Origin of the sequence: Acidovorax sp., from assembly GCF_021287135.1 — a bacterium.
Classification (GTDB): Bacteria; Pseudomonadota; Gammaproteobacteria; order Burkholderiales; family Burkholderiaceae_C; genus Acidovorax.
This window is the reverse complement of record NZ_JAJTBB010000089.1, coordinates 1-24,332: the sequence shown is the minus strand read 5'-3', so window position 1 is coordinate 24,332 and position 24,332 is coordinate 1. Positions and strand designations below refer to the sequence as shown.

The window sequence follows — 24,332 nt, the reverse complement described above, 5'->3', positions numbered from 1 at the left end:
GCGCCGATCTCCCTGCGTCTTTGTTTTTCTCGACTTTCAGGAGATCCGGATGAATTGCTTTTCCCGAGGCAACGCCGCGGCATGCGCGGCAGTGCTTCTGTGGGCGGCGGGTGCGAGTTCCGCCGCCCAGGCCCAAACCCTGGCCGACTGGGTGAGCGCCGCGTGGCGCCGCCAGCCCGAGGCGGCCTCTACCGCGCTGCGCCAGCAGGCGCTACACGCACAGACCCAGGCCGCACAGAGCTGGACGCCCGAACCACCGGCGCTGCAGCTCAGCACGCAGACCGACCGGTGGAACCGCAACACGGGCAGCCGCGAACACGAGGTGGGCATTGCCGTGCCCCTGTGGCTGCCCGGCGAGCGCGCACGCACCGCTGACTTGGCCCATGCAGAAACCACGGCCCTGGACGCCCGCCTGCAAGCAGCCCAATGGCGCAGCGCCGGCCAGGTGCGCGAGGCCTTCTGGGCCTGGCAGCGTGCGCAGGTGGATGCGCAGGCGGCCGCTGAGCGCCTAGGCACCGCCCGCCAGTTGGCCGCCGACGTGGCCCGTCGCGTGCAGCGCGGCGACCTGGCCCGCGCCGACCAGCACCAGGCCGACGGCGCAGCGGCCACCGCCCAGGCCGAGCAGGCCAGCGCCCGGGCCCAGCTGGCCGAAGCCGCCCAGCGCCTGCGCGCCCTGGCCGGCATGGCGCCGACGCCGCAGGCCAACGACCCTGAGGCGGAACCCGCGCCCACCCCGGCGCCGGGCAGCGCCGACTGGTCCGGGCACCCCGCCGTGGCCGAAGCCTGGCAGCGCTGGCAAACCGCCCGCGCCCAGGTGGCGCTGCTGGAGCGCCAGCAGCGCGCCAACCCGGAGCTGACCGTTTCCACCACCCGCACCCGCGATGGCCGTGGCGAGCCCAGCGCGCAAAGCCTCACGCTGGCCCTGCGCGTGCCCTTTGGCGGGGGCGACCGCCACCGCGCCAAGCTGGCCCAGGCCCAGGCCGATGCGCTGGAAGCCGAACTGCAGTGGCAGGCCGAGCAGCAGCGCGTGGCCGCCGACTGGGCCAGCGCCCAGGCCAAGGCCGATGCCGCGCAGGCGCAACTGGCCGCGGCCCAGGAGCGCCACCGCCTGGCTGCGGAGACCCGTGGCTTCTTTGCCAAGTCCTTCAGCCTGGGTGAGACCGATCTGCCCACCCGCCTGCGCACCGAGGCCGAGGCGGCCGACGCCGCCCGCCAGTTGCAGCGCGCCCGCGTGGAGCAGGCCGCGGCCCAGTCCGCGCTGCGCCAGGCCGCCGGGCTGTTGCCAGCGCCTGCACCGACGTCACTGGCCGGGCACCACAGCGGCGCACCGCAGTAAGGCCCGCCCATGACCACTTCGCACAACCCCCATCTCCCTCTTTCGACCATGTTGCCCTTCATGCTTTCGTTCACGCGCCGCCTGTTCGGCGCCAGCCTCGCCCTGCTGGCCGCGCTGGCCCTGGGGTGGACTTCCACCGCCCATGCCGACGCCGGCCACGACCACGGCGAGGCGCACGCAGCGCCCGCCACCGCCCTGCCCCGCTTTGCCGCCACCTCCGAAGACTTTGAGCTGGTGGGCGTGCTGCAAGGCCAGCACCTGAGCCTGTACCTGGACCGCGCCCCCGACAACAGCCCGGTGGATGGCGCGCAGATCACGCTGGAAGTGAACGGCACCGCCGTGCCCGTGCAAGCCCATGGCACCGGCGAATACGAAGCCACCCTGCCCCAGCCCCTGCCCGAAGGCGAGCACGCCATTGCCGCCACCGTGGTGGCCGGCGCGCAAAGCGACCTGCTGGCCGCCGCGCTGGACCTGCATGGCGACGAAGCCGCCCACGCTGAAGCCGCAGCACCCGCGTGGCGCAAGGCCCTGCCTTGGGCGGCGGGCTTGGCTGCCTTAATGGCCGCCATCGCCATCGCGCTGGTTGCAACACAGCGCGCCCGCCGCACCACCGCCGCCGGAGGTGCCGCATGACCGCCCGCACCGCCCCAGCCACCCCCCAAACCCGTTCCGCCAAGGCCATGCCCACCCTTCGCTCGCCCCTGCTTGCCATCACCCTAACTCTGTGCGCCGCCTTTGCTCCCACCGCCTGGGCAGGCCCCGGCCATGACCATGGCGATGCCCCTCCCGCCGCCACCGGCAACGGCCCACGCCGCCTGCCCGATGGCAGCGTGTTCTTGCCCAAGCCCTCGCAGCGGCAGATGGGCGTGCGCACCCTGCCCGTGGAACTGGCCCCGCTGGCCCGCACCACCACCCTGCCCGGGCGTGTGGTGATGGACCCTGCCGCCGGTGGCAAGGTGCAGGCGCTGCTCGCGGGCCGACTGCAGCCCGGCCCCAAGGGCCTGCCCCAGCTGGGCCAAGCCGTGCAGCGCGGCGAAGTGCTGGCCTATGTGGAGCCCGCCACCGGCACGCTGGAGCGCGCAGGCCAGCAGGCCCAGTTGGCCGAGCTGCGCGCCAGCCACGCCCTGGCCGCCAAACGCCTGGCCCGCCAGCGCGAGCTGGCCGACACCGTGCCGCGCAAAGACATTGAAGCCGCCGAGAGCGAGGTGGCCAGCCTGCAGGCCCGCATCGGCGCCGTGGGTGGCGGCCTGCAGGCGCGCGATGCGCTGGTGGCCCCCGTCTCGGGCGTCATTGCCTCGGCCAACGCCGTGGCGGGCCAGGTGGTGGATGCGCGCGAGCTGGTGTTTGAAGTGGTCAACCCCCAGCGACTGCAGGTGGAAGCCCTGGCCTACGACCCCGCCCTGGCCGCCGATGTGGCCGGTGCGGCGATTGCCGTGGGCGGGCACAGCGTGCCGCTGCGCTTTCTGGGCGCGGCGCGCAGCCTGCGGGAACAGGCCCTGCCGCTGCTGTTCGCACCCGCCGCGCCGGACCCGGCCAAAGCTGGCACCGCCCCCGCCAGCCTGGCGGGCGTCGCCGTGGGCCAGACGCTGGAAGTGCACGTGCAGCACCGCACCCAGCTGCAAGGCCTGCGCGTGCCCAGCACTGCGCTGGCCAAGAACCCCGCCAACGAGACCATCGTGTGGGTCAATACGGCCGCCGAGCAGTTTGCGCCGCGCGTGGTCACGGCCGCGCCGCTCGATGGCAGCTCAGTCGCCATCACCGCCGGGCTGGCCGCGGGCGACCGCGTGGCCGTGCAGGGCGCCAACCTCATCAACCAGGTGCGCTGAGCACACGCGAAAGGCCCCCGCACCATGTTCAAGTGGATTCTGGAAAGCAGCCTGCGCAACCGGCTGCTCGTCATCATCAGCGCCCTGGTCTTGATGGCCTATGGCGCGTTCACGCTCACCCGCACGCCGGTGGACGTGTTCCCTGACCTCAACAAGCCCACCGTCACCCTCATGACCGAGGCGGGCGGCATGGCCGCCGAAGAGGTGGAGCAGCTCATCACCTTCCCGCTGGAGACCACCATGAACGGCCTGCCCGGCGTGGAGAGCGTGCGCTCCGTCTCCAGCGCCGGGCTGTCGTTCGTGTATGTGACCTTTGACTGGCGCACCGACATCTACCGCGCCCGGCAGATGGTGTCCGAGCGCCTCACCGCCATGGAAGAAGGCCTGCCGCCCGGCGTGGTACCCCGCATGGGGCCCATCAGCTCGGTGATGGGCGAGATCCTGCAGATCGCCATTCCCATCGGCGCGCCCCCGGCCTCCGAGCCTGCGGCGGGCAACGCCTCCACAGGCAAAGCCCCCGCCCTCAGCGCCATGCAGGTGCGCGAGTACGCCGACTGGGGGCTGCGCCCCCGCCTCATGGCCATTGCGGGCGGGGCGCAGGTCATCCCCATCGGGGGCGAGGTGCGGCAGTTTCAGGTGCAGCCCGACACGGCCCGCATGGCCGCGCTGGGCATTACCGAGTCGCACCTGGAGGCCGCGCTCAAAGGCTTTTCGGCCAACACCTCGGGCGGATTTCTGGAGCTGAACGGGCGCGAATACCTCATCCGCCACCTGGGCCGCACCTCGCGGCTCACGGACTTGCAGAACTTGGCATTGAGCACCCGCAACGGCCAGCCCATCGTGCTGCGGCAGGTTGCCACCGTGCAGTTCGCGCCCGCCATCCGGCGCGGCGACGCGGGGTTTGAAGGCCAGCCCGCCGTCATCCTGGGCATCCAGAAGCAGCCCACGGCCGACACCATCGCCCTCACCCGCAGCATCGAGGCCGCCTTGCAAGAAATGAAGCCCTCGCTGCCCGCAGGCATGAACGCGCCGCGCGTCACCTTCCGGCAGGCCAACTTCATCGAGGCGTCCATTACCACGCTGCAGGGCAAGCTCATCGGGGCGTCCGTCTTTGTGGCAGTCATCCTGTACTTCTTTTTGGGCACGCTGCGGCCGCTGGTGATTGCGCTCACCGCCATCCCCACGTCCATCTTCCTCACGGGGCTGGTGTTCCAGTACTTCGGCCTGTCGATCAACACCATGACGCTGGGCGGCCTGGCCATTGCCATTGGCGGGCTGGTGGACGACGCCGTGGTGGATGTGGAAAACATCATGCGCCGCCTGAAAGAAGACCGCATCCGCCACCCGCAGCACCGCCTGCACCCGCTGGAGGTAGTCGCACGCGCCTCCATGGAAGTGCGCTCGGCCATCCTCTACGCCACCGTCATCATCGTGCTGGTGTTCTTACCCCTGTTCGCGCTGCCGGGCATGGAGGGGCGGCTGTTTGTGCCGCTGGGCGTGGCGTTCATCGTCTCCACGCTGGCATCGCTCCTGGTGTCCGTCACCATCACGCCGGTGCTGTCGTACTACCTGCTGCCGGGCATGAAGCAGCTGGGGCATGGCGACACGCGCGTGCTGCGTTGGCTCAAAAACGGCTACCGCGGCAGCCTGCAGGCGGTGCTGAACCGCCCGCGCGCCGCACTGGCCGCTGCGGGCGTAGCCGTGCTGGTGGCTGCGGTGGCGGTGCCGTTCTTCCCCACCACGTTCCTGCCGCCGTTCAACGAAGGCACGCTGATGGTGGGCCTGCGGCTCAACCCCGGCGTCACCTTGGCCGAATCCTCCGCCCTGGCGCAGCAGGCCGAGCGGCTCGTCAAGCAGGTGCCCGAAGTGACCCACGTGGGCCGCCGCAGCGGACGCGCCGAGCTGGACGAACACGCCGAGGGTGTGCACGTGAGCGAGCTGGACGTGGGCCTGCGCCCCGCCGCCGAGCTGACGCGGCCCATGGACGCCGTCGTGGCCGACATACGCGCCCGCCTGGCGCCCCTGCCGGCCGCCATTGGCATTGGGCAGCCCATCTCGCACCGCATCGACCACATGCTCTCGGGCGTGCGCTCGCAAATCGCCATCAAGGTGTTTGGCGAAGACCTGGACACCCTGCGCGGCCAGGCCGAATCGCTGCGCGGGCGGCTGGCAGGCATCCCCGGCCTGGCAGACCTGGAGGTGGAAAAGCAGGTGCTGGCCCCGCAGATCAAGGTGCGCGTGGACTACGCCGCCGCCGCCCGCTACGGCGTGCCCGCGCCCCAGGTGCTGGCCACACTGCAAAGCCTGGTGGAAGGCGAGCGCGTGACGCAGATCGTGGAAGGCAACCGCCGCTTTGCCCTGGTGGTCAAGCTGCCCGAGGCCGCCCGCAGCATCGAGGGCCTGGGCCAGGTGCTCATCGACACGCCCCTGGGCGCCGTGCCCCTGTCGCGCCTGGCCACCATTGAAGACAGCGACGGCCCCAACCAGATCAGCCGCGACGACGGCCGCCGCCGCATCGTGCTATCGGCCAACGCGCAGGGCCGGGCGCTGTCCGAGGTGGTGGCCGACATCCGCCGCGTGGTGGCCGAAACGCGCCTGCCCGAGGGCTACTTCATCACCCTGGGCGGCCAGTTCCAGGCGCAGGAAGAAGCCTCGCGCCTGGTGGGCCTGCTCTCGCTGGTGTCGCTGGTGCTGATGTTCGTGGTGCTGTACAGCCGCTACCGCTCGGCCGTGCTGGCCACCCTCATCATGGCCAACATTCCGCTGGCGCTGGTGGGTGCTGTGCTGGGGCTGTGGCTGTCGGGCCAGCCGCTGTCGGTGGCGGCCATGGTGGGCTTCATCACGCTGGCGGGCATCTCGGTGCGCAACGGCATCCTCAAGGTCAGCCACTACATCAACCTGATGCGCTTTGAGGGTGAAAACTTCTCGCACGCCTTGATCGTGCGCGGCTCCATCGAACGGCTCAGCCCCGTGCTGATGACCGCGCTGGTCACCGCCTTTGCCCTGGCCCCCCTGCTATTCGAGGCCGAACGCCCCGGCACCGAAATCCTGCACCCCGTGGCCGTGGTCATCTTCTCGGGCCTCATCAGCTCCACCCTGCTCGATACCTACCTCACCCCCGCCCTGTTCTGGCTGTTTGGCCGAAAGAGCGCCGAACGTCTGATGGACGAGCGGGATGCGGAGGCGTTTTGATGCAGACGACTACGGCGATTTGCCCCCACCCAAGCGCCCTTGCGCTGGCACCGGTATGCAGCTTGGTCCGCGCCCACGCTTTGATCGGCGCCCGGCCCCCATGACGTAACCCTCCCCCAACCGTTCACGCTGAGCCTGTCGAAGCGCCGCACATGCCCTCCACAGGCCCTGCCCATTCGACTGTTGTCTTGAGAGGCCCTTTTAAAGCCGAAATATCCGTTCGGGTTGAGCTTGTCGAAACCGCGCGCCGCGCTTCGACAAGCTTAGCGTGAGCGGTCGAAGTAGGCGCCGGCCCATCAATAAGCACACCGAAAACCATTCATTCACCCCCTCACTCACCAACCAGGAGCAACCATGCCCTTCAACACCCCATCCACCACCACCAAACCCCTGCGCCGCCTGCTCACCCTGGCCGCCCTCACCACCGCCACCCTGCTGGCCCCCACCCTCCCCGCCCACGCCCACGGCGAAGCCCACAGCCACGCCCCGCAACACGGCGGCGTGGTGGTGGAAGTGAAAGACATGGACCTAGAGTTGGTCGCCAAGCCCGACGTGCTGCAGCTCTACCTGCGCGACCACGGCAAGCCCGCCGACGTGAGCAAGGCCAGCGCCAAAGTCACGCTGCTGAACGGCACCGAAAAGCAGGAAGCCACCATGGCCCCTGCGGGCGACCGGCTGGAGGCCAAAGGCAGCTTTCGCGTAGCGCCGGGCACCAAGGCGCTGGCGCAGGTGACGGTGGGGGGCAAGGTGCTTTCCGCACGCTTTGAAATCAAGTAAGCGGGGCTGCTCTATGGGGCCGCCGCAGGTGCGGCTCCAGCGCCCGAACAGCGGGCTCTGGGTGCCTCGCACATCAACGCCCTGCGCCAATCAATAAAGATTTATAGGAAAAATACAGATTTCATAACAAAATAAATAACCTCTGACGAAAAAACATGCCATGACTGCCACTGCCCTGGGCTTTACGCGCGTTGCCGACATGCTGGGCATTGAACCCGTGCAGCCCCTGTTCACGCGCAGTCAAATCGGCTCGCAAAACCGCACCGAACTGCATCTGGCGGCCGAAATCCGCACCTGGACCCCGCAATACCAGCCCAGCGACACCTTCCGCGGCCACTTTGAATTCGGGCTCAAGTACGAGCGGCTGAACTTCGAGTTCTTCTCCCGCGTGTTTGAGCGCATCAACCCGCAAGAAATCATTGCCTGGCTGCAAGACGCGCCCACCGGCGCCTATGCCCGGCGCACCGCCTTTTTGTACGAATGGTTCACCGGCAAAACGCTGCATGCGCCCGACACCGGCGCCAACGTGGGCTATGTGGATGCCATCGACCCCGCCCTGTACCTCACTGCCACCCGCCCCACCAACCACAAACGCTGGAAGGTGCGCAACAACCTGCCCGGCCCGCGCAGCTACTGCCCGCTGATTTACCTGGGGCCGCAGCCCGAGCGCAACCTGTACGACTTGCGGGCTGGCGTGGAGCGGCTGAACAGCACCTATGGGGCCGACCTGCTGCTGCGCAGCGCAGCGTGGCTTACCCTGAAAGAATCGCGCGCCAGCTTTGCCATTGAACGGGAGCAAGAGCAAGGCGACCGCGTCAAGCGCTTTGCCGCCGCCATTGGCGAGTTGAGCGGCCGCATGGATGCCCCGCTGGAGCCCGAAGGCCTGGCCCAACTGCAAACCGCCATCCTCGGCAGCACCGCCCTGCGCATGGGCGTGCGGCAGTCGCCGGTGTTTGTGGGGCAATCGGGCTTTCAAGGGCAGGTGGTGCACTACATCGCGCCGCCACCGGCTGCGGTGCAAGACATGCTGCAAGGCCTGCGCAGCTTTGAAGCCAGCACCCGCCGCGACCGAGCAGACACCAGCGCAGAAACCGCCACCGTCGCACGCGCTGCGGCCGTGTCATTCGCCTTTGTGTACCTGCACCCCTTGTCAGACGGCAATGGGCGCGTGCACCGCTTTTTGTTCAACCACCTGCTGGCGGCGGACGGCGCGGTGCCGCCCAACCTCATCATCCCCGTGTCGGCCACCATCGCGGGCTCCCCCGCCGGGCGCGCCGCCTATGACCGCGTGCTCGAATCCTTCTCCAAGCCGCTGATGCGCCGCTACGAAGGCCAATACCGCTTTGCCACCCTGCACACCTACCCCGACGGCGTGACCAGCGACTTTCACTTTGCGGCGGAGCAAGACGCCCTGCACGCCTGGCGCTACCCCGACCTCACCCCCCATGTGCGCTACTTCAGCGACCTGCTGCGCGACACCGTAGACCACGAAATGGCCCGCGAAGCCGCCGCCCTGCGCGACAACGATGCCGCCCGCGAGGCCATCAAACAATGGGTGGAGATGCCCGACCCCGATGCCGACCGCATCATTGCGTCCCTCCGCAGCAACGGCTGGGCCGTGACCGGCAAACTGCGCCGCGACCAGCCGGACATCTTTGCGCCTGAGGGGCGGCTGCACCACCTGCAGGACGCGATTGTGGAAGCCGTGAAAGAAGTGATGACGCGGCATGGGGCGCCTACGCCATAAGGTTTTATGGAAATTTGAGGCGATTGCTAAAGAAAAATAGGAGTCGCTAGGAAATCTGCGGACTGTGGCAGTGCTGAATGCCGCGCACCAGCGACGCCACGGCAGCCCGCTGAGAAAAGGTAGCTGTCATACAACCTCCCCACACGGTGCTGGCGCAGCGGACGCTGGGGAGCAGAGTGCAATCGGCGCAGATTGAAATGCAGGATGGCATCGCAGCCAACACGCCCAAGTCCCGCAATGCAAAATTGATAGCTGCTTGCGCTTACCTACAAAGCGCTAGCGGCACTTTTCATCCATAGGGATGGCCTGCAACGCCAGGGAGGCTTCAGGCTGATCTGAGTCATTCGCAATCCTGTACATCAATGGCAAATCGCTAACACCTGTAGCTGAACGCCGCCTCCTGACCGGCTGCCCTAATCTCTGAAATTGGCCGCTCTGTGCCTACTGGCTCAAATGACGGCTTGCGCGCCCCGTGACAAGCGTCTTCCGACCCTCACCGGATTCCATCCCAACGCAGCATGTTGAAACAGCCCCAGGGGTGCTGTTACATTTCTTCAAGGAGCCCTCTGGCAGCAATGACTGCAAGCCGGCGGCAGGAGAGCCAGCAGACTCAACCGGCAGTCCAAAAAAGCACATCTTCAATGGACGAAATTCTTTCTAAGCAACACTATCGTCGCACGTTCTTTGGCGCGGTAGCGCTAGTACTTGCGCTCGCCTTGATCGTTCGCTTCTTTGTTATCCCATACTTTGATTCAGCGCAGAAGCTAACTGGCGCCGCTCTCTTTGGTTCGCTTCTAGATAATCTTGTTGTCTCATTGCTCCTGGCAGTCTTCATTGGCGCATTCGTGTTTTGGCTTAAACCCGATATTGTGAAGAGGTCCGCAATCGAAGTCATCGAACCGAAACAGATAAACCCGCTGTTGAAGTCCGCCACATCCGCCACCCGTTCTTGGATATTCAAAGGGGCATGTGGCAGATACACCCGCGCCACGACAATTCCCAAGCTCGCAGAGGCAGCACGGGCAGATGGAATCGGTCGAGACATAACCATCTGCGTTCTAAATCCAATGAACGATTCGCTGTGTTCCGAATATGCGACCTATCGAAGAAGTCTTAAATCAGGAAAGTCTGGAACGGCATGGACTCGGCAAGTAGTGCAAGAAGAAATACTAGCAACAGCTCTTACCGCCCTAAAATTTCGATTTTCCGAGCCTCTCCTCAGGATCAGAGTTTTCTTCGTCGATCATTTTTCCGCTTTCCGACTCGACATAGCCGACCAGTATGTTGTTATAACAAAGGAAGAAAAAGAGGCTTCAGCGCTCCGAGCCGATGCAGGAACATACTTCTATGACTCTTATAAGGATGACGTACGTTTGACTGAGCGTCAATCAAGGGAAATGACTTGCTGCGGCAATATTGAGTTCAGCGGTCAGATCGATGAAATGAAGTTACGGGAGGCGATCAAGTGTGCTGACCTGTTCCAAGAGGTGAGGCTAGGCGAAATTAATCTCGCTAGAGTTCTTAGTTGCGTCAACGCGCCCAGTGACCCCTACTGAATGAGCATATCTATAGATCAGATTCGCGTCGACCTTGATTGCGGTCGTATCCGCTTGGCGGATTTGCTTGCAATGAGGCAAGAGCTTCGTGCGCCCTTTCGCTTTCACCCCCTAGGATTTATCGTATGCACACTGATCGCGGAGGCCCCCCTTAATCTTAGACTGCACTATTGGCCTGTACATGGCGGTGTTCAGCAGTCCCCAGAGTGCCAGATTCATGATCACCTCTTTGAGTTTCAAAGTTGGGTCCTGTCTGGTGCAGTCGAAAACATCGAGTACGAAGCGAGTGCGACTGGACACGAGTATTCGGTCTACGAGACCAAGTATCGAGACGGTCAGTCCATCTTGATAAAGACAGACCAACTATTCCGCTTGGTTGAGCGGGGCCGCTCAGTCTTCAAGGAAGGCGAGTCGTACTCGGTAACAGCAGGCACTCTTCATCAGACAAGTCGAGTCGGTGGTGGCCCCGCCTTCACCGTTCTCGTAACAAACGACGTTTCCTCCAAGGCACCGTTGGTACTTGGATCAAAGGCCGGCTTGGACAGCTACACCTACCAGCGCTCTGTCGTTGAAGAAGCCGTTGTCGAAAGGCTGTTTGCCGCGGCCTAACTCCCCGTAGTTGATCGCCAACACAAGGCACCTAGTGCCGCCATACCGCAATTGGGCGGATCGTGCCGGGACGAAGAAGTCCCTTCATCCGCTAGGACTCAAAAAGGTAGCATCTTGATATGGCCTACGATCTTCAAAACCGACTAGTCATTGGCGTTGCATCTAGCGCGATGTTTGATCTGCGCGAATCCGACGCGGTCTTCCGCGCCCAAGGCGAAGAGTCATACCGAAAGTTTCAGCAGGAGAATCTAAACAAGCCGCTAGCGAAGGGAATAGCGTTCTCCTTCATCCGTCGACTGCTATCACTCAATGACTTGAGCACGGACCCAGCTAAGGATCCACTGGTCGAAGTCGTTCTACTATCCAAAAACGACCCTGACACCGGCCTCCGGGTAATGAAATCCATTGAGCATCATGACCTGGGCATCACGCGTGCGATATTTATGCAGGGTCGGGCGCCGTATGAGTACATACCTGCGCTCAATATTGCACTATTCCTTTCGAGTGACGCAGACGATGTGACGGCAGCGATCGAGGCGAGTTATCCAGCCGGCCAAGTTCTTGATTCAGCGGTCGTTGATGACGAGGGGGATACCGGTTTGCGTATTGCATTTGACTTTGACGGAGTTCTCGCAGATGACGAATCTGAGACGGTTATGCAGAAAACGCAGGACGTCAGCAAGTTTCACGAGCACGAAGTCAAGAACATAATGCAGCCCCACAACCCAGGGCCGTTACAACAGTTTTTGATTCGAGTCGCAAAGATTCAGTCAGTTGAAGAGGAAAGGCGCCGAGCCGACGCCACGTACAAAAATCGTTTACGCATCTCGGTAGTGACGGCTAGAAATGCCCCCTCGCATGAGCGTGCGTTGAATACACTCAAGAGTTGGGGTGTTATGCCAAACGATGCCTTCTTTCTTGGCGGCATTGAGAAGCACAACGTTCTCGGCGTACTGAAGCCGCACATCTTCTTCGATGATCAATCTGGTCATCTCGCGGCAACTTCCTCTGTCGTGCCTTCGGTTCACATCCCATTCGGGGTCACGAATCCCAGGCCTGCAGGTTAAGTAGTAAGTTGTAAATGAAGTGCAACACACAGATATCTGTCACGTCTAGCAGGCGGAAGATCTGACGCTCTCCCTGCGCCAAGGGACTTACCAAGGGCGTTAGTGGAAGCTTTCGGACACTAAAGTCGTGCTCTGCTGAGGCGGCAATGGGCAAAAATGAAAGTTTGCGCTAGGCATGCACAGCCAGCGGTGCAGATTTGATTGTCGCCCAAAGTTCTTCGGCTACTAAAAACTGTGCAGTGGACCTTCATGCGTACTGCAGTCGCCAAGTCCAATTACCGCTGTGCGACGAATAGGGTGCACGACGGGGCTGCAACCGCTGCATTGCAGACACCTCTCCACCACATCCTGTACCGCTGGAAGCGGGCCGAAGGCTTTTCACCAAACACCACCTCAGCAATAGCCGGAGCGCTGAGCTGGAGTAATCGAATGGGCTAAAAAAGCGCCGGACTTTCCCAAACCCGGCGCTCTCATTTCATCCCACCCGCTCAAGCCAACTTAAACGGCAACTCCCTCGGCGTCTTCCCCGTCAACCTTGCCACTGCATTCGCAAACGCGGGCGCCAGCGGCGGCAACCCAGGCTCGCCCATCCCTGTTGGCGGCTCCGCGCTCGGCACGATGTGCACGGCCACCTGGGGCATGTCGGTGATGCGGGGCACGGCGAAGTCGCCGAAGTTGCTTTGCTCCACCACGCCGTCCTTCAGGGTGATGGCGGCGCCGGGCAGGCACATCGACAAGCCCATCAGCGCTGCGCCCTGCACCTGGGCTTCCACGCTCTTGGGGTTGACGGCCAGGTTGCAGTGCACGCCGGCCGTCACAGTGTGCAGCTTGGGGGTGCCGTCCTTGCTCACCGATGCTTCGACTACATACGCGACCACGGAGCTGAACGACTCGTGCACCGCCACGCCCCAGGCGCGGCCTGCGGCGAGCTTCTTTTTGCCGTAGCCGGACTGGTCTACCGCCAGTTGCAGGGCGGCCTTGTGGCGGGGGTGCTTGTCGCCCATCAGGCGCAGGCGGTAGGCCACGGGGTCTTGCTTCGTCGCGCGGGCCACTTCGTCCAGCAGGGTTTCCATGGCGTAGGCGGTGTGGGTGCTGCCCACGCTGCGCCACCACAGCACGGGCACGTTGACCTGCGGGTGGTGCACCGACAGGCGCATGGGGATGTCGTAGGGCTCTTTCATGCCCTCCACGGCCGTGGCGTCCACGCCGTTCTTGACCATGAAGGCCTCGAACGGCGAGCCTTTGAGGATGGACTGGCCGACGATGACGTGGTCCCACGCCAGGATGTTGCCCTGGGCGTCAAAGCCGATCTCGGCGCGGTGCACGTGCATGGGGCGGTAGTAGCCGCCCTTGATGTCGTCCTCGCGGCTCCACAGGGTGCGCACGGGGGCGGCGATGCCGGCGGTGCGGGCGGCCTTGGCCACGCCGCAGGCTTCCACCACGTAGTCGCTGGTGGGGATGGCGCGGCGGCCAAAGCCGCCACCGGCCATCTGGGTGTGCACCTTCACGTTTTGCGGCTGCAGGCCCAGCACCTTGGCGGCGGCCATGGCGTCCAGGCCGGGCATCTGGGTGCCCATCCACAACTCGGCTTTGTCACCATCGAGCTTCACGGTGCAGTTCAGCGGCTCCATGGGCGCGTGGGCTAGGTACGGAAAGGTGAACTCGGCGCTGATCTTTTGCGGCGCGTTGGCCAGCGGGGCCACATCGGCGGGGATGGCGATGGTGCCGGTTTGCTGGGCCAGGGCGCGGTACTGGGTGAGCAGCTGGGCGGTATCGGCCTTCTCCACGCCGGCGGTGTCCCATTCCACCTTGAGTGCATCGCGCCCCTGTTTGGCGGGCCAGTAGCCTTCGGCAATCACGGCCACGCCTTCGCCGCCGCGGTCGGTGGGCACGCGCAGCACGGCTTTCACGCCCTTCACTGCTTTGGCAGCGCTGTCGTCCAGCGACTTCACCTTGGCGCCAAACACGGGCGGGCGGGCCACCACGGCCGTGAGCATGCCGGGCAGGCGCACGTCAATGCCGTAGTCTTGCTGGCCGCTGGATTTGGCCTGGGCGTCGAGCCGGCCCGTGGGCTTGCCGATGATGCGGAACTGCTTGGGGTCCTTGAGGGTGACCTTCTCGGGCACGGGCTGCTGCATGGCGGCTTCGGCCAGCGCGCCGTAGCTCAATTTTTTGCCGCCGGGGCCCACCACAAAGCCTGCGTTGGTGCGCAGGGTGGATGCGTCCACACCCCACTGCGCTGCGGCGGCAGACACCAGCATGGCGCGGGTGCGGGCGCCCAGCTCGCGGTACTGGGTGTACGAGTTCTTGAGAGAGTTGGAGCCGCCCGTGAGGTGCATGCCAAAGGCCGGGTCGGCATAAGCGGGGTTGGCGTCGCCGTGCACGCTGCGCACACGGCTCCAGTCGGCGTCCAGCTCTTCGGCCAGGATCATGGGCAGGCCGGTTTGAACGCCCTGGCCGAAGTCCAGGCGGTTGATGGTGACGGTGACGGTGCCATCGGTGTCAATGCGCACAAAGGCCGAGGGCTGCTCGAAAGGCTTGAGCCCGGCGGGCGCTGCCGCACCCCCTGCACCCTGCGCGGCAGCCACCAGCGGGTAGGCCCCCAGCGCAAAGCCGGATGCGGCCGCGGCCTTGAGGAAGGTGCGGCGTGCCACGCCCTCGGGGGCGGCGGCATTTGCTTCGGTATTGATAGCGCCTTGCGCTTGATCCATCAGCGCTACCAGGCCTTTTGGCATGTGGTTGCGGGCGGTTTGAGCGTCGAAATGCATGGTGTTCTCCTGCTCGTAACTGTTTTGACGATGTGTTGGGGGTGCGGCCTTGCCGCCACCGTTTGCCCTGAGCTTGTCGAAGGGCTCCGACCGGGAGCGCCCTGGCTTCGACAGGCTCAGCCCGAACGGCTGGTGGGTGGCCGTGGCTGTAATGCGTGCTCGAAATCCGCTCAAGCAGTCAGCGACTTGGCGGCGTCGTGGATGGCGGCGCGGATGCGCACGTAGGTGCCGCAACGGCACACGTTGCCCGCCATGGCCGCGTCGATGTCGGCGTCGGTGGGCTTCTTCTTGCCCTTGAGCAGCGCGGTGGCGCTCATGATCTGGCCGCTTTGGCAGTAGCCGCACTGGGCCACGTCGTGCTTCACCCAGGCGGCGTGCACGGCCTTGCCCACCTTGTCGTCGGCGGCAATGGCTTCGATGGTGGTGATCTTCTGGCCCACCGCCGCCGAGATGGGCGTGATGCACGAGCGCACGGGCGCGCCGTTCAGGTGCACCGTGCAGGCCCCGCACAGCGCCTGGCCGCAGCCAAACTTGGTGCCGGTCATGCCCAGCGTGTCGCGCAGGGCCCAGAGGATGGGGGTGGAGTCGTCGGCGTTGACGGCGGTGTCCTTGCCGTTGATGTTCAGGGTGGGCATCGTGGGTTCTCCGGGGGGTGTAGCGAAGCGATTGCGGGAAGGCGAATGCGGGGCGCGTGAGCGCGCTCTGGTTTTAAGAGAATAAATATTCGATTAAACAGCAAAGTTGGGGTTTGTGCACGGTGCCGCTACCAGGGCGGCAGCATCCGGTCAGGCTTTGATAGCGTCCCAGCAAAGGCTGAAAGCCATTTGCAAAACCTGCTCGTCATCGGCCAGGGTGCCCGACCGGATCAGGTTGGCCGTCTCGCGCACGGAGCCGACCAGGCTGGCGGTGAGCAGCGGCACGGGCACATCCTTGAGGATCTCTTGCCGCTGGCCCTCTTCCACCACTGCAAAAAAGCCGGCCATCAGGCGCGTGGAGAACTCGCGGTTGCCGGGCGTGAACCAGGGGGAGTTGTAGTACTGCTCCTGAAACACGACCTCGGCATACTGGTCCAGCCGGTGGCGCAGCAGGTTGCCCCACATGCGGCGCACTTTGGCGCGGTAGGGCAGCTCGGGCGTCACGCCTTCCATGATGCGGGCAGCCGTGACGGTCTTGGCGTCCTGGTAGAGCTGGCTGATCAGCTCGTCCTTGGACGGGTAGTACACGTACAGCGTGCTGGTGGCCAGCCCGGCGGCGCGGGCGATCTGGGCCATGGTCAGGCCGCTCAGGCCCGTCTGGGCCACCAGGTCGAAGGTGGCCTGGGCAATGGCGCGCTGCTTTTCGTCGTCTTTGGGTTTCATGGGAGCCTGCGACTATAAGCGAATGAACGTTCGGCGTCTGTTCGTCGCTCCACCCAGCCTGGAGCCGGGCGAATAGTGGGGTTGACCTGTGGCGGGGTACTGCGCGGCAGCGGCCATGCACAATCGGCCCATGACCTCGCCCTCCTCTCCCCTTTCCTCCGCCATTGCCGACCTGCGCAAGAGCTACGAGCGCGCCGAGCTGAACGAAGACGCCTCGCACGCCGCGCCGCTGCAACAGTTTGACCAGTGGCTGCAAGAAGCCATCAAGGCCCAGATCCCCGAGCCCAACGCCATGACGCTGGCAACCGTGGGCAGCGACCTGCGCCCCAGCACGCGCATCGTGCTGATCAAGGGCTATGACGAGCGCGGCATCGTCTGGTTTACCAACTACGACAGCCGCAAGGGCCGCCAGCTGGCGGGCAACCCGTTTGCGGCGCTGCAGTTCCACTGGGTGGAGCTGGAGCGTGTGGTGCGCATCGAGGGCACGGTGGAGAAAGTGAGCGACGAGGAAAGCGACGCCTACTTCCACAGCCGCCCGCTGGATTCGCGCATCGGCGCCTGGGCCAGCCCGCAGAGCCAGGTAATTTCAGGCCGCAGCGTGCTGGTGGCCAACGCGGCCAAGTACGGCGCGCAGTTCATGCTCAAGCCGCCGCGCCCGCCGCACTGGGGCGGCTACCGCCTGAAGCCTGAGCAGTGGGAGTTCTGGCAGGGCCGCAAGAGCCGCCTGCACGACCGCCTGCGCTACCGGCTGGATGCTGGCGAGTGGGTGCGCGAACGGCTGGCGCCTTGAACCCGGGGGCGGTGGGTCACCCCACCACCCAGCGCGTCACGGCCAGGATGACCACCGGCATGGTGGCCAGGGCCAGGGCGGTGGAGACGGCCACGCTGGCGGTCACCTCGTCCTCGGCCACGCTGTAGCGCTGGGCAAACAGGAACACGTTGGCGCCCACCGGCAGCGATGCTGCCACGATCATTACCGCCAGGGGCAGGCCCGAGAGGCCGAGCGCCCAGCCCAGCGCGGCCAGCACGGCGGGATGCACCACGCACTTGACCAGCGCGATCCGCAGCGCCGCGCGGAAGTGGTGTCCCACCTTGGTGAAGGCCAGCGTCACCCCCACCAGCAGCAGCGCAATGGGGCCCAGCGCCTGGCCCAGCAGCTGCAGCGGCTTGTTGATCACTTCGGGCACCATCAGCCCCGTCTGCGCAAACAGCAGGCCCGCGATGATGGGCAGCGGCACGGGGTGCAGGATGCCATTGCGCACGGCCTGCAGCACGGTGCGCCACATCGGCTGCTGCGCCCCGCCCGGCCGGCCCGCATGCTCGCGCGCCACGGCCAGCTCGAACACCACGGTGGCGGCCGTGAGCAGGATGAGCGAGTGCACCGAGATCAGCGTGAACAGGGTGACCAGCCCGGCCTCGCCAAACACCAGGCCCACCAGCGGCACGCCGATCATCAGCGTGTTGCTGAAGGTGTTGGCCAGCGCCCGCGCCGCCCCCAGGCTGCTGAAGCCCAGCACCGCCAGCGTGCCCGTGTACACCAGTCCAAACGCGGCAAAGTAAATGCCCACCGGGCCGAAGTCCAGGTCCTGGATGTGCACCGTGCTCATGGTGCGGAACAGCAGCGCGGGCGTGAGCACCATGAACACCAGGTTGGCCAGGTCCTTCACCGCGGCGGCGCGTATCCACCCCCGCCGCCCCACATAAAAGCCCAGGGCGATGAACAGGATGACGGGGGCCAGCGAAGTGAAGACGGGCGAGTTCAAGGCAGGAAACCGGTGGGTGCGCGGCAGGGGCGTGCCGCAAGAGATGGCAGAGGTGGCCGGTATTGTGGCCGACACCGCGCACAGTCCGGTGCGGGGCGCTATTGTTGTTGTAGCTGCTCGCGCTTGCCCCACAAGCGCTGCGGCCCATTTTTATTCAGATTGCACCCGACAGCCGGGTCTTGCATGGGGCCTTCTGGCGCACTCCAACGGAGGTCCGCTGCTTGAGCCGCACCCGCAGCGGCACCCGCACCCGCAGCGGCAGCGGCAGCGGCAGGCGCTGGCGCGGGGTCAGTGCGGCGGCGCCGTGACCTCGCGCTCCCAGCGGTCGATGAGCCGCTGCCGCTCGGCCACCGATCCGTACTTCACGTAGTCGTAGTTCACCAGCCGCGTGCGGGGCAGCGAGGGCATGCGCGGGTCCATGGGCGTGTCGCGGTGCGATGGCACATGGAACTGCCCGGCCGCGACGCCGAACTGCTGGGCGCCCGGGGTGAGCGCCCATTCGTAGAAGCGCCGCGCCAGCTCGGGATGCGGCGCGCCCCGGACCATCGACATGGAGCCGATCTCCGCGCCCGTGCCCTCGCAGGGCACGACGCCGGCCACCGGCGCGCCCTGGAGCCGTTCGGCCGGCACGTCCTGCAGAAAGCTGACCGAGGCCATGGCTTCGCCCCGCCCCACCACCCGCACGGCGGCCGTGCCGGCGCGGGTGTACTGCCCCACGTTCTGGTGCAGGGCCTTGAAGTAGCCGAACGCCTTGTCCTCGCCCAGCAGCTGCACCAGCGTGGCGACAAAGGTGTAGGCCGTGCCGGAGCTGGCGGGGTGCGACACCACCACCTGCCCGCGAAAGGCGGGCTGCAGCAGGTCGTGCCAGCACTGGGGGGCGGCCACGCCGCGCCGCGCCAGCACGTCGGTGTTGACGGCGATTCCCAGGGGGCCCATGTAGACCCCCACGGTGTGCCAGTTGGATTGCTTGGCCTGCGCCTGCGCCCACAGGCGCAGTTGAGGCAGCGAGGGCGACTTGTACGCCTGCGTCAGCCCCAGCTCGGCCGCCTGCAGGTGGGGGTCGCCGGTGCCGCCGAACCACACGTCGATCCGGGGGCTGGCGCGCTCGGCCGCCAGCTGGGCCAGCGCATCGCCCGAGCCGCGGCGCACCACCTGGACCTTGGCGCCGCTCACGCGGCCAAAGGTGGTTGCGATCAGCGAACACCATTCCTCGCGCACCGAGCACATCAGCTGCAGCGGCTCGCCGGCGCCCTGCGCCCACAACGGTCCGCCAGCCCCGGCCAGGACCAGGGCGGCCATTCCTCGGAAAATGCGGTGCGCCTTCATCATCGTGGAGGTTCCTGTTGCTGCGCGCTATCCTGCCCCGTCCGCGGGCATTCTTGCGTGCCCGCGGAGCTGCCGCCGGGGCGGGCCATCGGCCGCCCGGCCGGCAGCGTGCGCAACACCTTACGCCCGGGCGGCGTTCAGCGCCTGATTTGTATCAGATTGTTGTGCCGCGGTGGGCCGGGGCCGTCCCGCAGGTGCCGCGGGCCGGCGGCGGAACGCCGCGGACCCGCGGCAGAGCGTCAGAACGCCACCTTCATCCCCACGGTGATGTTGCGCCCCATGAGCGGGGCCGCCGTCTTGATGAACGAGGTGTGGGCGTAGGCCAGCCGGTCGGTGAGGTTGTTGGCCTTCAGGTACAGCTGCCAGGGCGTGCCGGTGCTGAACTGTCCGTTGTAGCTCACGCCCAGGTTGAGCATGCCGTAGCCGGGCGTGGCCGACTCAAACGCGGCCACACGGTTCTGGCGGGCCACCTGCACCCACTCCACCTGGCCTTCCCAGGCCTGCCAGCTGGCGTCCAGCCGCACGCCCGCGCGTGTGGCGGGAATGCGCGGCAGGTTGCCGCCGCCATCGACGCGGGCCCGCACGGTGTCGCCAAACAGGGTGATACCCAGATGGCGCGTGAGGCGCTGGCGCACCTGCCCCTCGATGCCGGTGAAGGTGGCGTCGGCCTGGCTGTATTGCAGCAGCTGCAGGCCGTCCAGCGCGTCCAGCGTGCGGCCGTAGATGTAGTTGTGGATGCGGTTGCGGAACACGCTGACGCCGAAGGTCGTGTCGCCGCTGGTCTTTTTCAGGCCCAGGTCGATGTTCTGCGAGATTTCGGAGCGCAGGTCGGCGTTGCCGCGCTCGTAGGTGCTGGTGGCCATGTGCAGGCCCTGGGCGTACAGCTCTTCGGCCGTGGGCGCCCGGCTGGCGCGGGTGAAGGAGGCGCCCAACTGGTAGCCGGGCGTGAACTTCCACACCGCGCCCAGCGATGCCGAGGTGCCGTTGTGGCTGCGCTCGATGCCGCTGGTCTGCGCTTCGGCGGTCTGGCGGTCGTGGCGCAGCGCGGCCTCGAAGCGCCAGTCGCCCAAGCGGTATTCCTCCAGCGCAAACAGGCCGGTGCGGCGGGTGACGGTGGGCTGCACGTAGGCTTCCTCGCCCTCGGCGCTGAACTTGCGCTGCGAGGTCTGCAGGCCGATCACGCCCTTGAAGCCGGCCACCGGCTCGTGCTGCAGCTCCACGCGCGTGTCGTAGGCCTTGTTCTTGAAGGTGGTGCTGATGGCGCCGTCCTCGACCTCGTCGTGCCGGTAGTCGGTGAAGCCCGCACGCAGGCGCAGTGCCGAGAAGCCGGCAAACGGGTTGCGCAGCTCGCCCCGCACGTCCCAGCGCTCGCTGCGCAGGTCCACCACGGGCACGTCGCCCGGGTCCGCCGCGGCGCCGTGGTCGTGGCCGTCGCCCTCCTCCCCGTCGTGCGCACCGCAGTGCAGGTGGTCGCCATGGGTGTGGCAGCCGTCAAAGCTGTGGTTGTGCCCCGGCAGGCCGTACTTGGCGGTCTGGCGGGTGTAGGCGGCGCCCAGGTAGCCGCGGTCGCCCACCCACGACAGGCCCACGCTGCCGGTATCGGTGCGGTTGAAGCTGCCGGGTACCTTGTCGCCCCCGGCCCAGCCCTTGCCCACGCCGTAGTTGCCGGCATCGCGCGCCACGCCTTCCACGTGCACGGCCAGGGGGCCGGTGCCGCCCGTGAGCGAGAACGCGCCGGCAGCCTCGCGGGCGCCGGTGTTGGCCCGCAGCTCGGCGCTGCCCTCATAGCCTTTTTCCGGCACGGCGGTGGGCACCTTGCCGTCCAGCACGTTGACCACGCCGCCCACCGCGCCGTTGCCGTAGACCAGGGCCGAGGGGCCGCGCAGCACCTCGATCTGCGTGGCCAGCAGCGGCTCGGACACCACGGCGTGGTCGGGGCTGAGGGTGGAGGCGTCGTGCAGCTCGGCGCCATCGGTCAGCACCTTGACGCGCGGGCCGTCCATGCCGCGGATGATGGGGCGGCTGGCCCCCGCGCCGAAGTGGCTGCTGGTGATGCCGGGCTCGCTGTTCAGCGTTTCGCCCAGGGTGCCTTCACGGCGGCGCACCAGCTCGTCGCCCTCGAGCACGGTCACGGGCGTGGTCATGTCGGCGGCGCCCAGCTGCAGACCGCTGGCGGAGACGGTGACGGCCGGCAGGCTGGCGGGTGCGGCGCCGGGCGCTTCACTGGCGCCGCCGGGTGCGCCTTGCGCATGCGCCGCGCCATTGCCGCCAAAGGCCAGCAAAGCGGCCAGGGCCACGGGATGGAGGGCGGGACGGTAGCGAAGCGCCGGGCGGCGGGTTGCGATAAAGATGGAGGTCATGGTGTGCAAAGGGGTTCGCAACAGGTGCGGTCCATACGGAAGCCCGTGGCGGCACGGCGCGCCGGGCAGGCCAACGGCCGGCCCGCGCGAACGCGGCATCCACGGAAAATTGAATAAAAACGGCCGCCAGCGCTTTACCAGCAAGCGCGAGCAGCTATGAAATCAGGAGTGTTTGCGGCCACCCGCCGCAGGGCGGTGCCGTGGGGGAGCGCGCCGCCCGTCAGGCGCGCGGCGGGCCCCGCGCGTAGAACAGCGCTTCGTGGGTGGCCCCGGCCTGCCCGGCGGGCCCGGGGGGCGTCTGCGCAGGCGCCGCAATAGGCGGCAGCGCCAACGGAGTGGCGTGCGCGGCGTCGCCCAGCGCCAGCTGGTCGAGCACCAGGCAGTCTGCCGGGGTGTGGCTGCCCAGCAGTTGCAGCAGGGCCTGGGGCGCCTCTGCCGGCGCGCGGCCTGGGGCCTGGGCGTCTTGAGCGTCGCGGGCGGGCTGCTCCACACCTGCCAGCGCGTGGCCGGCATGGACCCGGTCCAGGGCCGTGGCGTGGGCGATCTGGTGCAGGCGCCCGATCGCAGGCACCAGCACCAGGGCCAACACCAACCAACCTAGTGCGGCGTGCGCCGCCCAGCGCCGCCGGTCGTGGCGGCGTGCGGATGCGTTGTTCGGAGCGGTGCGGGCCATGCGGCAAAAATTCGGCGCGGAGCGGCCCGTTTACTTCACGGGCACGGCGTCCACCACGCGGTAGTACAGGCCGTAGGGGTCGTTGGTGAGCACGGCGAACTGGCCTTCCACCACCACCGGCTCCAGCGAGTAGCGCACGGGGGTCTTGGCCTTGACCTCGACCATGCTCTCGGGGCCGCCGGGCGTGCAGAACGAGCAGGTCAGCGGTACGGAGGTGAGGATGAAGTGCGTCTGCGTGGGCTTGGCGTCCAGCGGCACCATGAAGCCCTGGATGCGCTGCACCGTCTTGTCCATGCCCTTTTGCGCACTGTTGAACACCGGAAGGATGCCGTTCTTGGTGGTCTTCTTGTTCAGGTCCGCCAGCACCGACCAGGGCACCACGTCGCTGCGCTGCGGCAGCGGCGCAATGGGGCTGTTGGGGCTGTGGTAGCCGGCGCCGGTGCCCGCGGGCAGCGGCGGGGACAGCGCCGGGGCGGCGGCGGTGGGAGCCGCTGCGTCGGCCGGCGCCCTGCCGGTGGCCCGCTCGAACGCGCCGGGCTCCGGCTTCGTGGCCCCGCCCACCGGCTGGGCCAGCGCGGTGCCGGCCCCGCCGGCCCACAGGGCCAGGGTCAGCGCAGGCAGCAACAGGGAACGGGAGCGGGAGCGGGTGGCCATGGCGGGAACCTCCGGAAAAGTCCGTGTCGTTGAAAAAAGGGGCCGTGTCAGTGCACGTGCTTCATGCCGCAGTACTTGCCGATGGCCAGGTTGCGGCAGGCGGCCTGCAGGTCTTTCTGGCACTGCTCCTCGCCCTTGCCGGACTCCAGGCATTTGGCGGCGGCTTCGTGCGCCGCGGCCATGGCGCGGTGGCGGGCGATGTCTTCCTGCGTTTCCTTGTCGTTGTGGGCCTGGGCGTGCGCCAGGGCCCCCGCCAGCAGCAAGGGGGCCAGGGCCAGGAGGGAAAGGCGGTGGGTCATGAGAGGTCCTTCAGGGTAACGAACAAAAGAATTTCCAGCGGAGCGGCGGGGGTCATGGCTGGCTCAGCAGGTCCGCCACGTCGGTGCGGTAGGCCTGCAGGGCGGGCAGCAGCGCCGCCAGGGCGGCCACGCCGGCCGCCAGCAGCGGCACGCCGGCCTCGGCGGGCAGCCAGATGCCGCCGGTCACGGGCAGCAGGCCCTGGGCCTGCAGCGCCCAGCCCAGCCCCTGGGCCAGGCCGTGGCCCAGCAGCAGGCCCAGGGCGGACGCCAGCGCGGCCAGCCACAGGGCCTCCCACAGCACCAGCCCGGCCACGCGGCCGGGGGGCGCGCCCAGCATGCGCAGCATGGCCAAGTCGGCGCGGCGCTCGCGCACGGCATTCCACAGGGCAATGAAGACGCTGAGCGCAGCCACCGCCAGCAGCACGCCGCCAAAGGCGCGCAGCACGTCCGCCCCCACGCCCAGCAGGCGCAGCAGGCGCGTGACCTCGATGGCAGGCGCCGCCGCCTGCATTGAGGTGCCGCCGTTGATCAGGCGCGGCAGCGTGATGGCCGCCATGGGCGTGCGATAGTGCACCAGCGCCACAGTCACCTCGCGCTCTTCCTTCAGAATTTCCAGGTCTTCGGCATCGTTGGCCGTGGCGGTTTCGTGCACCATCCAGACGGATTCGGTGCTGGTCAGGATCAGCCGGTCCAGCACACAGCCGCAGGGCGCGAGCACGCCGCTCACGCGATAGGGGTGGTCGCCGTGCGCATGCCCTCCTTCATCCAGGCCATGGCTGCCGATGAAGGTGGCGCCGACCAGCGGCGCACCTGCGTGGCTGGCCTTGACAATGCCGCGCGCCACGCTGGCGCCCAGCACCGCGTCCATGGGCTGCTGCCACAGCGCGCCTTCGGCCAGCGTGGCCGCGTAGTGCGTGATGTAGTCCGGCGTGGTGCCCACGATGCGGAAGCCCCGGTAGCTGTCACCCAGGCTGAGCGGGATGACCTGCGCCACCAGCGGGTTCTTCTGCAGCGCCTGCAC

At 67.0% G+C, this 24,332-nt stretch carries 19 protein-coding genes; 9 read left to right on the top strand and 10 right to left on the bottom strand.

Annotated features, from left to right (window positions below; translation table 11 throughout):
• Window positions 1–49: 49 nt before the first annotated feature.
• The 8 genes from LWW96_RS21715 (at window position 50) to LWW96_RS21680 (ending at window position 12,110) form a co-directional block, all read left to right on the top strand.
• Complete coding sequence (locus tag LWW96_RS21715) at window positions 50–1,336, top strand: TolC family protein (protein WP_291489952.1); 1,287 nt, start codon at window positions 50–52, stop codon at window positions 1,334–1,336.
• 9 nt (window positions 1,337–1,345) lie between these two features.
• Window positions 1,346–1,969: a hypothetical protein gene (locus tag LWW96_RS21710; RefSeq protein WP_291489951.1), complete on the top strand. Its 624-nt coding sequence runs from the start codon at window positions 1,346–1,348 to the stop codon at window positions 1,967–1,969.
• Window positions 1,966–3,162, top strand: a complete 1,197-nt coding sequence (locus LWW96_RS21705; RefSeq protein ID WP_291489950.1) for an HlyD family efflux transporter periplasmic adaptor subunit — start codon at window positions 1,966–1,968, stop codon at window positions 3,160–3,162. Before LWW96_RS21710 ends, LWW96_RS21705 begins: the two co-directional genes overlap by 4 nt.
• 24 nt (window positions 3,163–3,186) lie before the next feature.
• Window positions 3,187–6,354 (top strand): efflux RND transporter permease subunit, encoded by a 3,168-nt coding sequence (locus LWW96_RS21700; RefSeq protein ID WP_291489949.1) that lies wholly within the window; start codon window positions 3,187–3,189, stop codon window positions 6,352–6,354.
• 354 nt (window positions 6,355–6,708) lie between these two features.
• A complete protein-coding gene (locus LWW96_RS21695; protein ID WP_291489948.1) occupies window positions 6,709–7,131 on the top strand; it encodes a hypothetical protein in 423 nt (140 codons plus the stop codon).
• A gap of 160 nt (window positions 7,132–7,291) precedes the next feature.
• A complete protein-coding gene (locus LWW96_RS21690) occupies window positions 7,292–8,878 on the top strand; it encodes a Fic family protein (RefSeq protein WP_291489947.1) in 1,587 nt (528 codons plus the stop codon).
• A 641-nt stretch (window positions 8,879–9,519) separates the two neighbouring features.
• On the top strand, window positions 9,520–10,434 hold the full coding sequence (locus LWW96_RS21685; protein ID WP_291489946.1) for a hypothetical protein: 915 nt from the start codon (window positions 9,520–9,522) through the stop codon (window positions 10,432–10,434).
• 728 nt (window positions 10,435–11,162) lie between these two features.
• Complete coding sequence (locus LWW96_RS21680; RefSeq protein WP_291489945.1) at window positions 11,163–12,110, top strand: 5'-nucleotidase; 948 nt, start codon at window positions 11,163–11,165, stop codon at window positions 12,108–12,110.
• A 488-nt stretch (window positions 12,111–12,598) separates the two neighbouring features.
• Here the strand turns inward: LWW96_RS21680 and LWW96_RS21675 are convergent, their stop codons facing one another.
• The 3 genes from LWW96_RS21675 to LWW96_RS21665 form a co-directional block, all read right to left on the bottom strand.
• On the bottom strand, window positions 12,599–14,878 hold the full coding sequence (locus tag LWW96_RS21675; RefSeq protein ID WP_366118602.1) for a xanthine dehydrogenase family protein molybdopterin-binding subunit: 2,280 nt from the start codon (window positions 14,876–14,878) through the stop codon (window positions 12,599–12,601).
• 170 nt (window positions 14,879–15,048) lie between these two features.
• Window positions 15,049–15,513: a (2Fe-2S)-binding protein gene (locus tag LWW96_RS21670; RefSeq protein WP_291489943.1), complete on the bottom strand. Its 465-nt coding sequence runs from the start codon at window positions 15,511–15,513 to the stop codon at window positions 15,049–15,051.
• A 150-nt stretch (window positions 15,514–15,663) separates the two neighbouring features.
• Window positions 15,664–16,236 (bottom strand): TetR/AcrR family transcriptional regulator, encoded by a 573-nt coding sequence (locus LWW96_RS21665; protein ID WP_291489942.1) that lies wholly within the window; start codon window positions 16,234–16,236, stop codon window positions 15,664–15,666.
• 115 nt (window positions 16,237–16,351) lie between these two features.
• On the opposite strand from LWW96_RS21665, the gene pdxH reads away from it, so the two are divergent.
• Entirely contained in the window at window positions 16,352–17,026 is a 675-nt protein-coding gene (gene pdxH, locus LWW96_RS21660; protein ID WP_291489941.1) for a pyridoxamine 5'-phosphate oxidase, read from the top strand.
• Between the two features lie 16 nt (window positions 17,027–17,042).
• Here the strand turns inward: pdxH and LWW96_RS21655 are convergent, their stop codons facing one another.
• The 7 genes from LWW96_RS21655 to LWW96_RS21625 form a co-directional block, all read right to left on the bottom strand.
• Window positions 17,043–17,999, bottom strand: a complete 957-nt coding sequence (locus tag LWW96_RS21655) for an AEC family transporter (RefSeq protein WP_291489940.1) — start codon at window positions 17,997–17,999, stop codon at window positions 17,043–17,045.
• A gap of 288 nt (window positions 18,000–18,287) precedes the next feature.
• Window positions 18,288–19,328, bottom strand: a complete 1,041-nt coding sequence (locus LWW96_RS21650) for an ABC transporter substrate-binding protein (RefSeq protein WP_291489939.1) — start codon at window positions 19,326–19,328, stop codon at window positions 18,288–18,290.
• 236 nt (window positions 19,329–19,564) lie between these two features.
• A complete protein-coding gene (locus tag LWW96_RS21645; RefSeq protein ID WP_291489938.1) occupies window positions 19,565–21,685 on the bottom strand; it encodes a TonB-dependent receptor in 2,121 nt (706 codons plus the stop codon).
• Between the two features lie 220 nt (window positions 21,686–21,905).
• Entirely contained in the window at window positions 21,906–22,358 is a 453-nt protein-coding gene (locus LWW96_RS21640; protein ID WP_291489937.1) for a hypothetical protein, read from the bottom strand.
• 30 nt (window positions 22,359–22,388) lie between these two features.
• Complete coding sequence (locus LWW96_RS21635) at window positions 22,389–23,012, bottom strand: DUF3299 domain-containing protein (RefSeq protein ID WP_291489936.1); 624 nt, start codon at window positions 23,010–23,012, stop codon at window positions 22,389–22,391.
• Window positions 23,013–23,059: 47 nt separating this feature from the next.
• Window positions 23,060–23,311 (bottom strand): hypothetical protein, encoded by a 252-nt coding sequence (locus LWW96_RS21630; RefSeq protein WP_291489935.1) that lies wholly within the window; start codon window positions 23,309–23,311, stop codon window positions 23,060–23,062.
• Window positions 23,312–23,363: 52 nt separating this feature from the next.
• The coding region (locus tag LWW96_RS21625) for an FtsX-like permease family protein (RefSeq protein ID WP_291489934.1) at window positions 23,364–24,332 on the bottom strand (969 nt) is incomplete at its 5' end.

What these genes read in the sequence shown, in the direction of transcription:
- LWW96_RS21715 (WP_291489952.1), top strand. Translation starts at nt 50, where the DNA reads ATGAATTGCTTTTCCCGAGGCAACGCCGCGGCATGCGCGGCAGTGCTT.
- LWW96_RS21710 (WP_291489951.1), top strand. Translation starts at nt 1,346, where the DNA reads ATGACCACTTCGCACAACCCCCATCTCCCTCTTTCGACCATGTTGCCC.
- LWW96_RS21705 (WP_291489950.1), top strand. Translation starts at nt 1,966, where the DNA reads ATGACCGCCCGCACCGCCCCAGCCACCCCCCAAACCCGTTCCGCCAAG.
- LWW96_RS21700 (WP_291489949.1), top strand. Translation starts at nt 3,187, where the DNA reads ATGTTCAAGTGGATTCTGGAAAGCAGCCTGCGCAACCGGCTGCTCGTC.
- LWW96_RS21695 (WP_291489948.1), top strand. Translation starts at nt 6,709, where the DNA reads ATGCCCTTCAACACCCCATCCACCACCACCAAACCCCTGCGCCGCCTG.
- LWW96_RS21690 (WP_291489947.1), top strand. Translation starts at nt 7,292, where the DNA reads ATGACTGCCACTGCCCTGGGCTTTACGCGCGTTGCCGACATGCTGGGC.
- LWW96_RS21685 (WP_291489946.1), top strand. Translation starts at nt 9,520, where the DNA reads ATGGACGAAATTCTTTCTAAGCAACACTATCGTCGCACGTTCTTTGGC.
- LWW96_RS21680 (WP_291489945.1), top strand. Translation starts at nt 11,163, where the DNA reads ATGGCCTACGATCTTCAAAACCGACTAGTCATTGGCGTTGCATCTAGC.
- LWW96_RS21675 (WP_366118602.1), bottom strand. Translation starts at nt 14,878, where the DNA reads ATGCATTTCGACGCTCAAACCGCCCGCAACCACATGCCAAAAGGCCTG.
- LWW96_RS21670 (WP_291489943.1), bottom strand. Translation starts at nt 15,513, where the DNA reads ATGCCCACCCTGAACATCAACGGCAAGGACACCGCCGTCAACGCCGAC.
- LWW96_RS21665 (WP_291489942.1), bottom strand. Translation starts at nt 16,236, where the DNA reads ATGAAACCCAAAGACGACGAAAAGCAGCGCGCCATTGCCCAGGCCACC.
- pdxH (WP_291489941.1), top strand. Translation starts at nt 16,352, where the DNA reads ATGCACAATCGGCCCATGACCTCGCCCTCCTCTCCCCTTTCCTCCGCC.
- LWW96_RS21650 (WP_291489939.1), bottom strand. Translation starts at nt 19,328, where the DNA reads ATGATGAAGGCGCACCGCATTTTCCGAGGAATGGCCGCCCTGGTCCTG.
- LWW96_RS21645 (WP_291489938.1), bottom strand. Translation starts at nt 21,685, where the DNA reads ATGACCTCCATCTTTATCGCAACCCGCCGCCCGGCGCTTCGCTACCGT.
- LWW96_RS21640 (WP_291489937.1), bottom strand. Translation starts at nt 22,358, where the DNA reads ATGGCCCGCACCGCTCCGAACAACGCATCCGCACGCCGCCACGACCGG.
- LWW96_RS21635 (WP_291489936.1), bottom strand. Translation starts at nt 23,012, where the DNA reads ATGGCCACCCGCTCCCGCTCCCGTTCCCTGTTGCTGCCTGCGCTGACC.
- LWW96_RS21630 (WP_291489935.1), bottom strand. Translation starts at nt 23,311, where the DNA reads ATGACCCACCGCCTTTCCCTCCTGGCCCTGGCCCCCTTGCTGCTGGCG.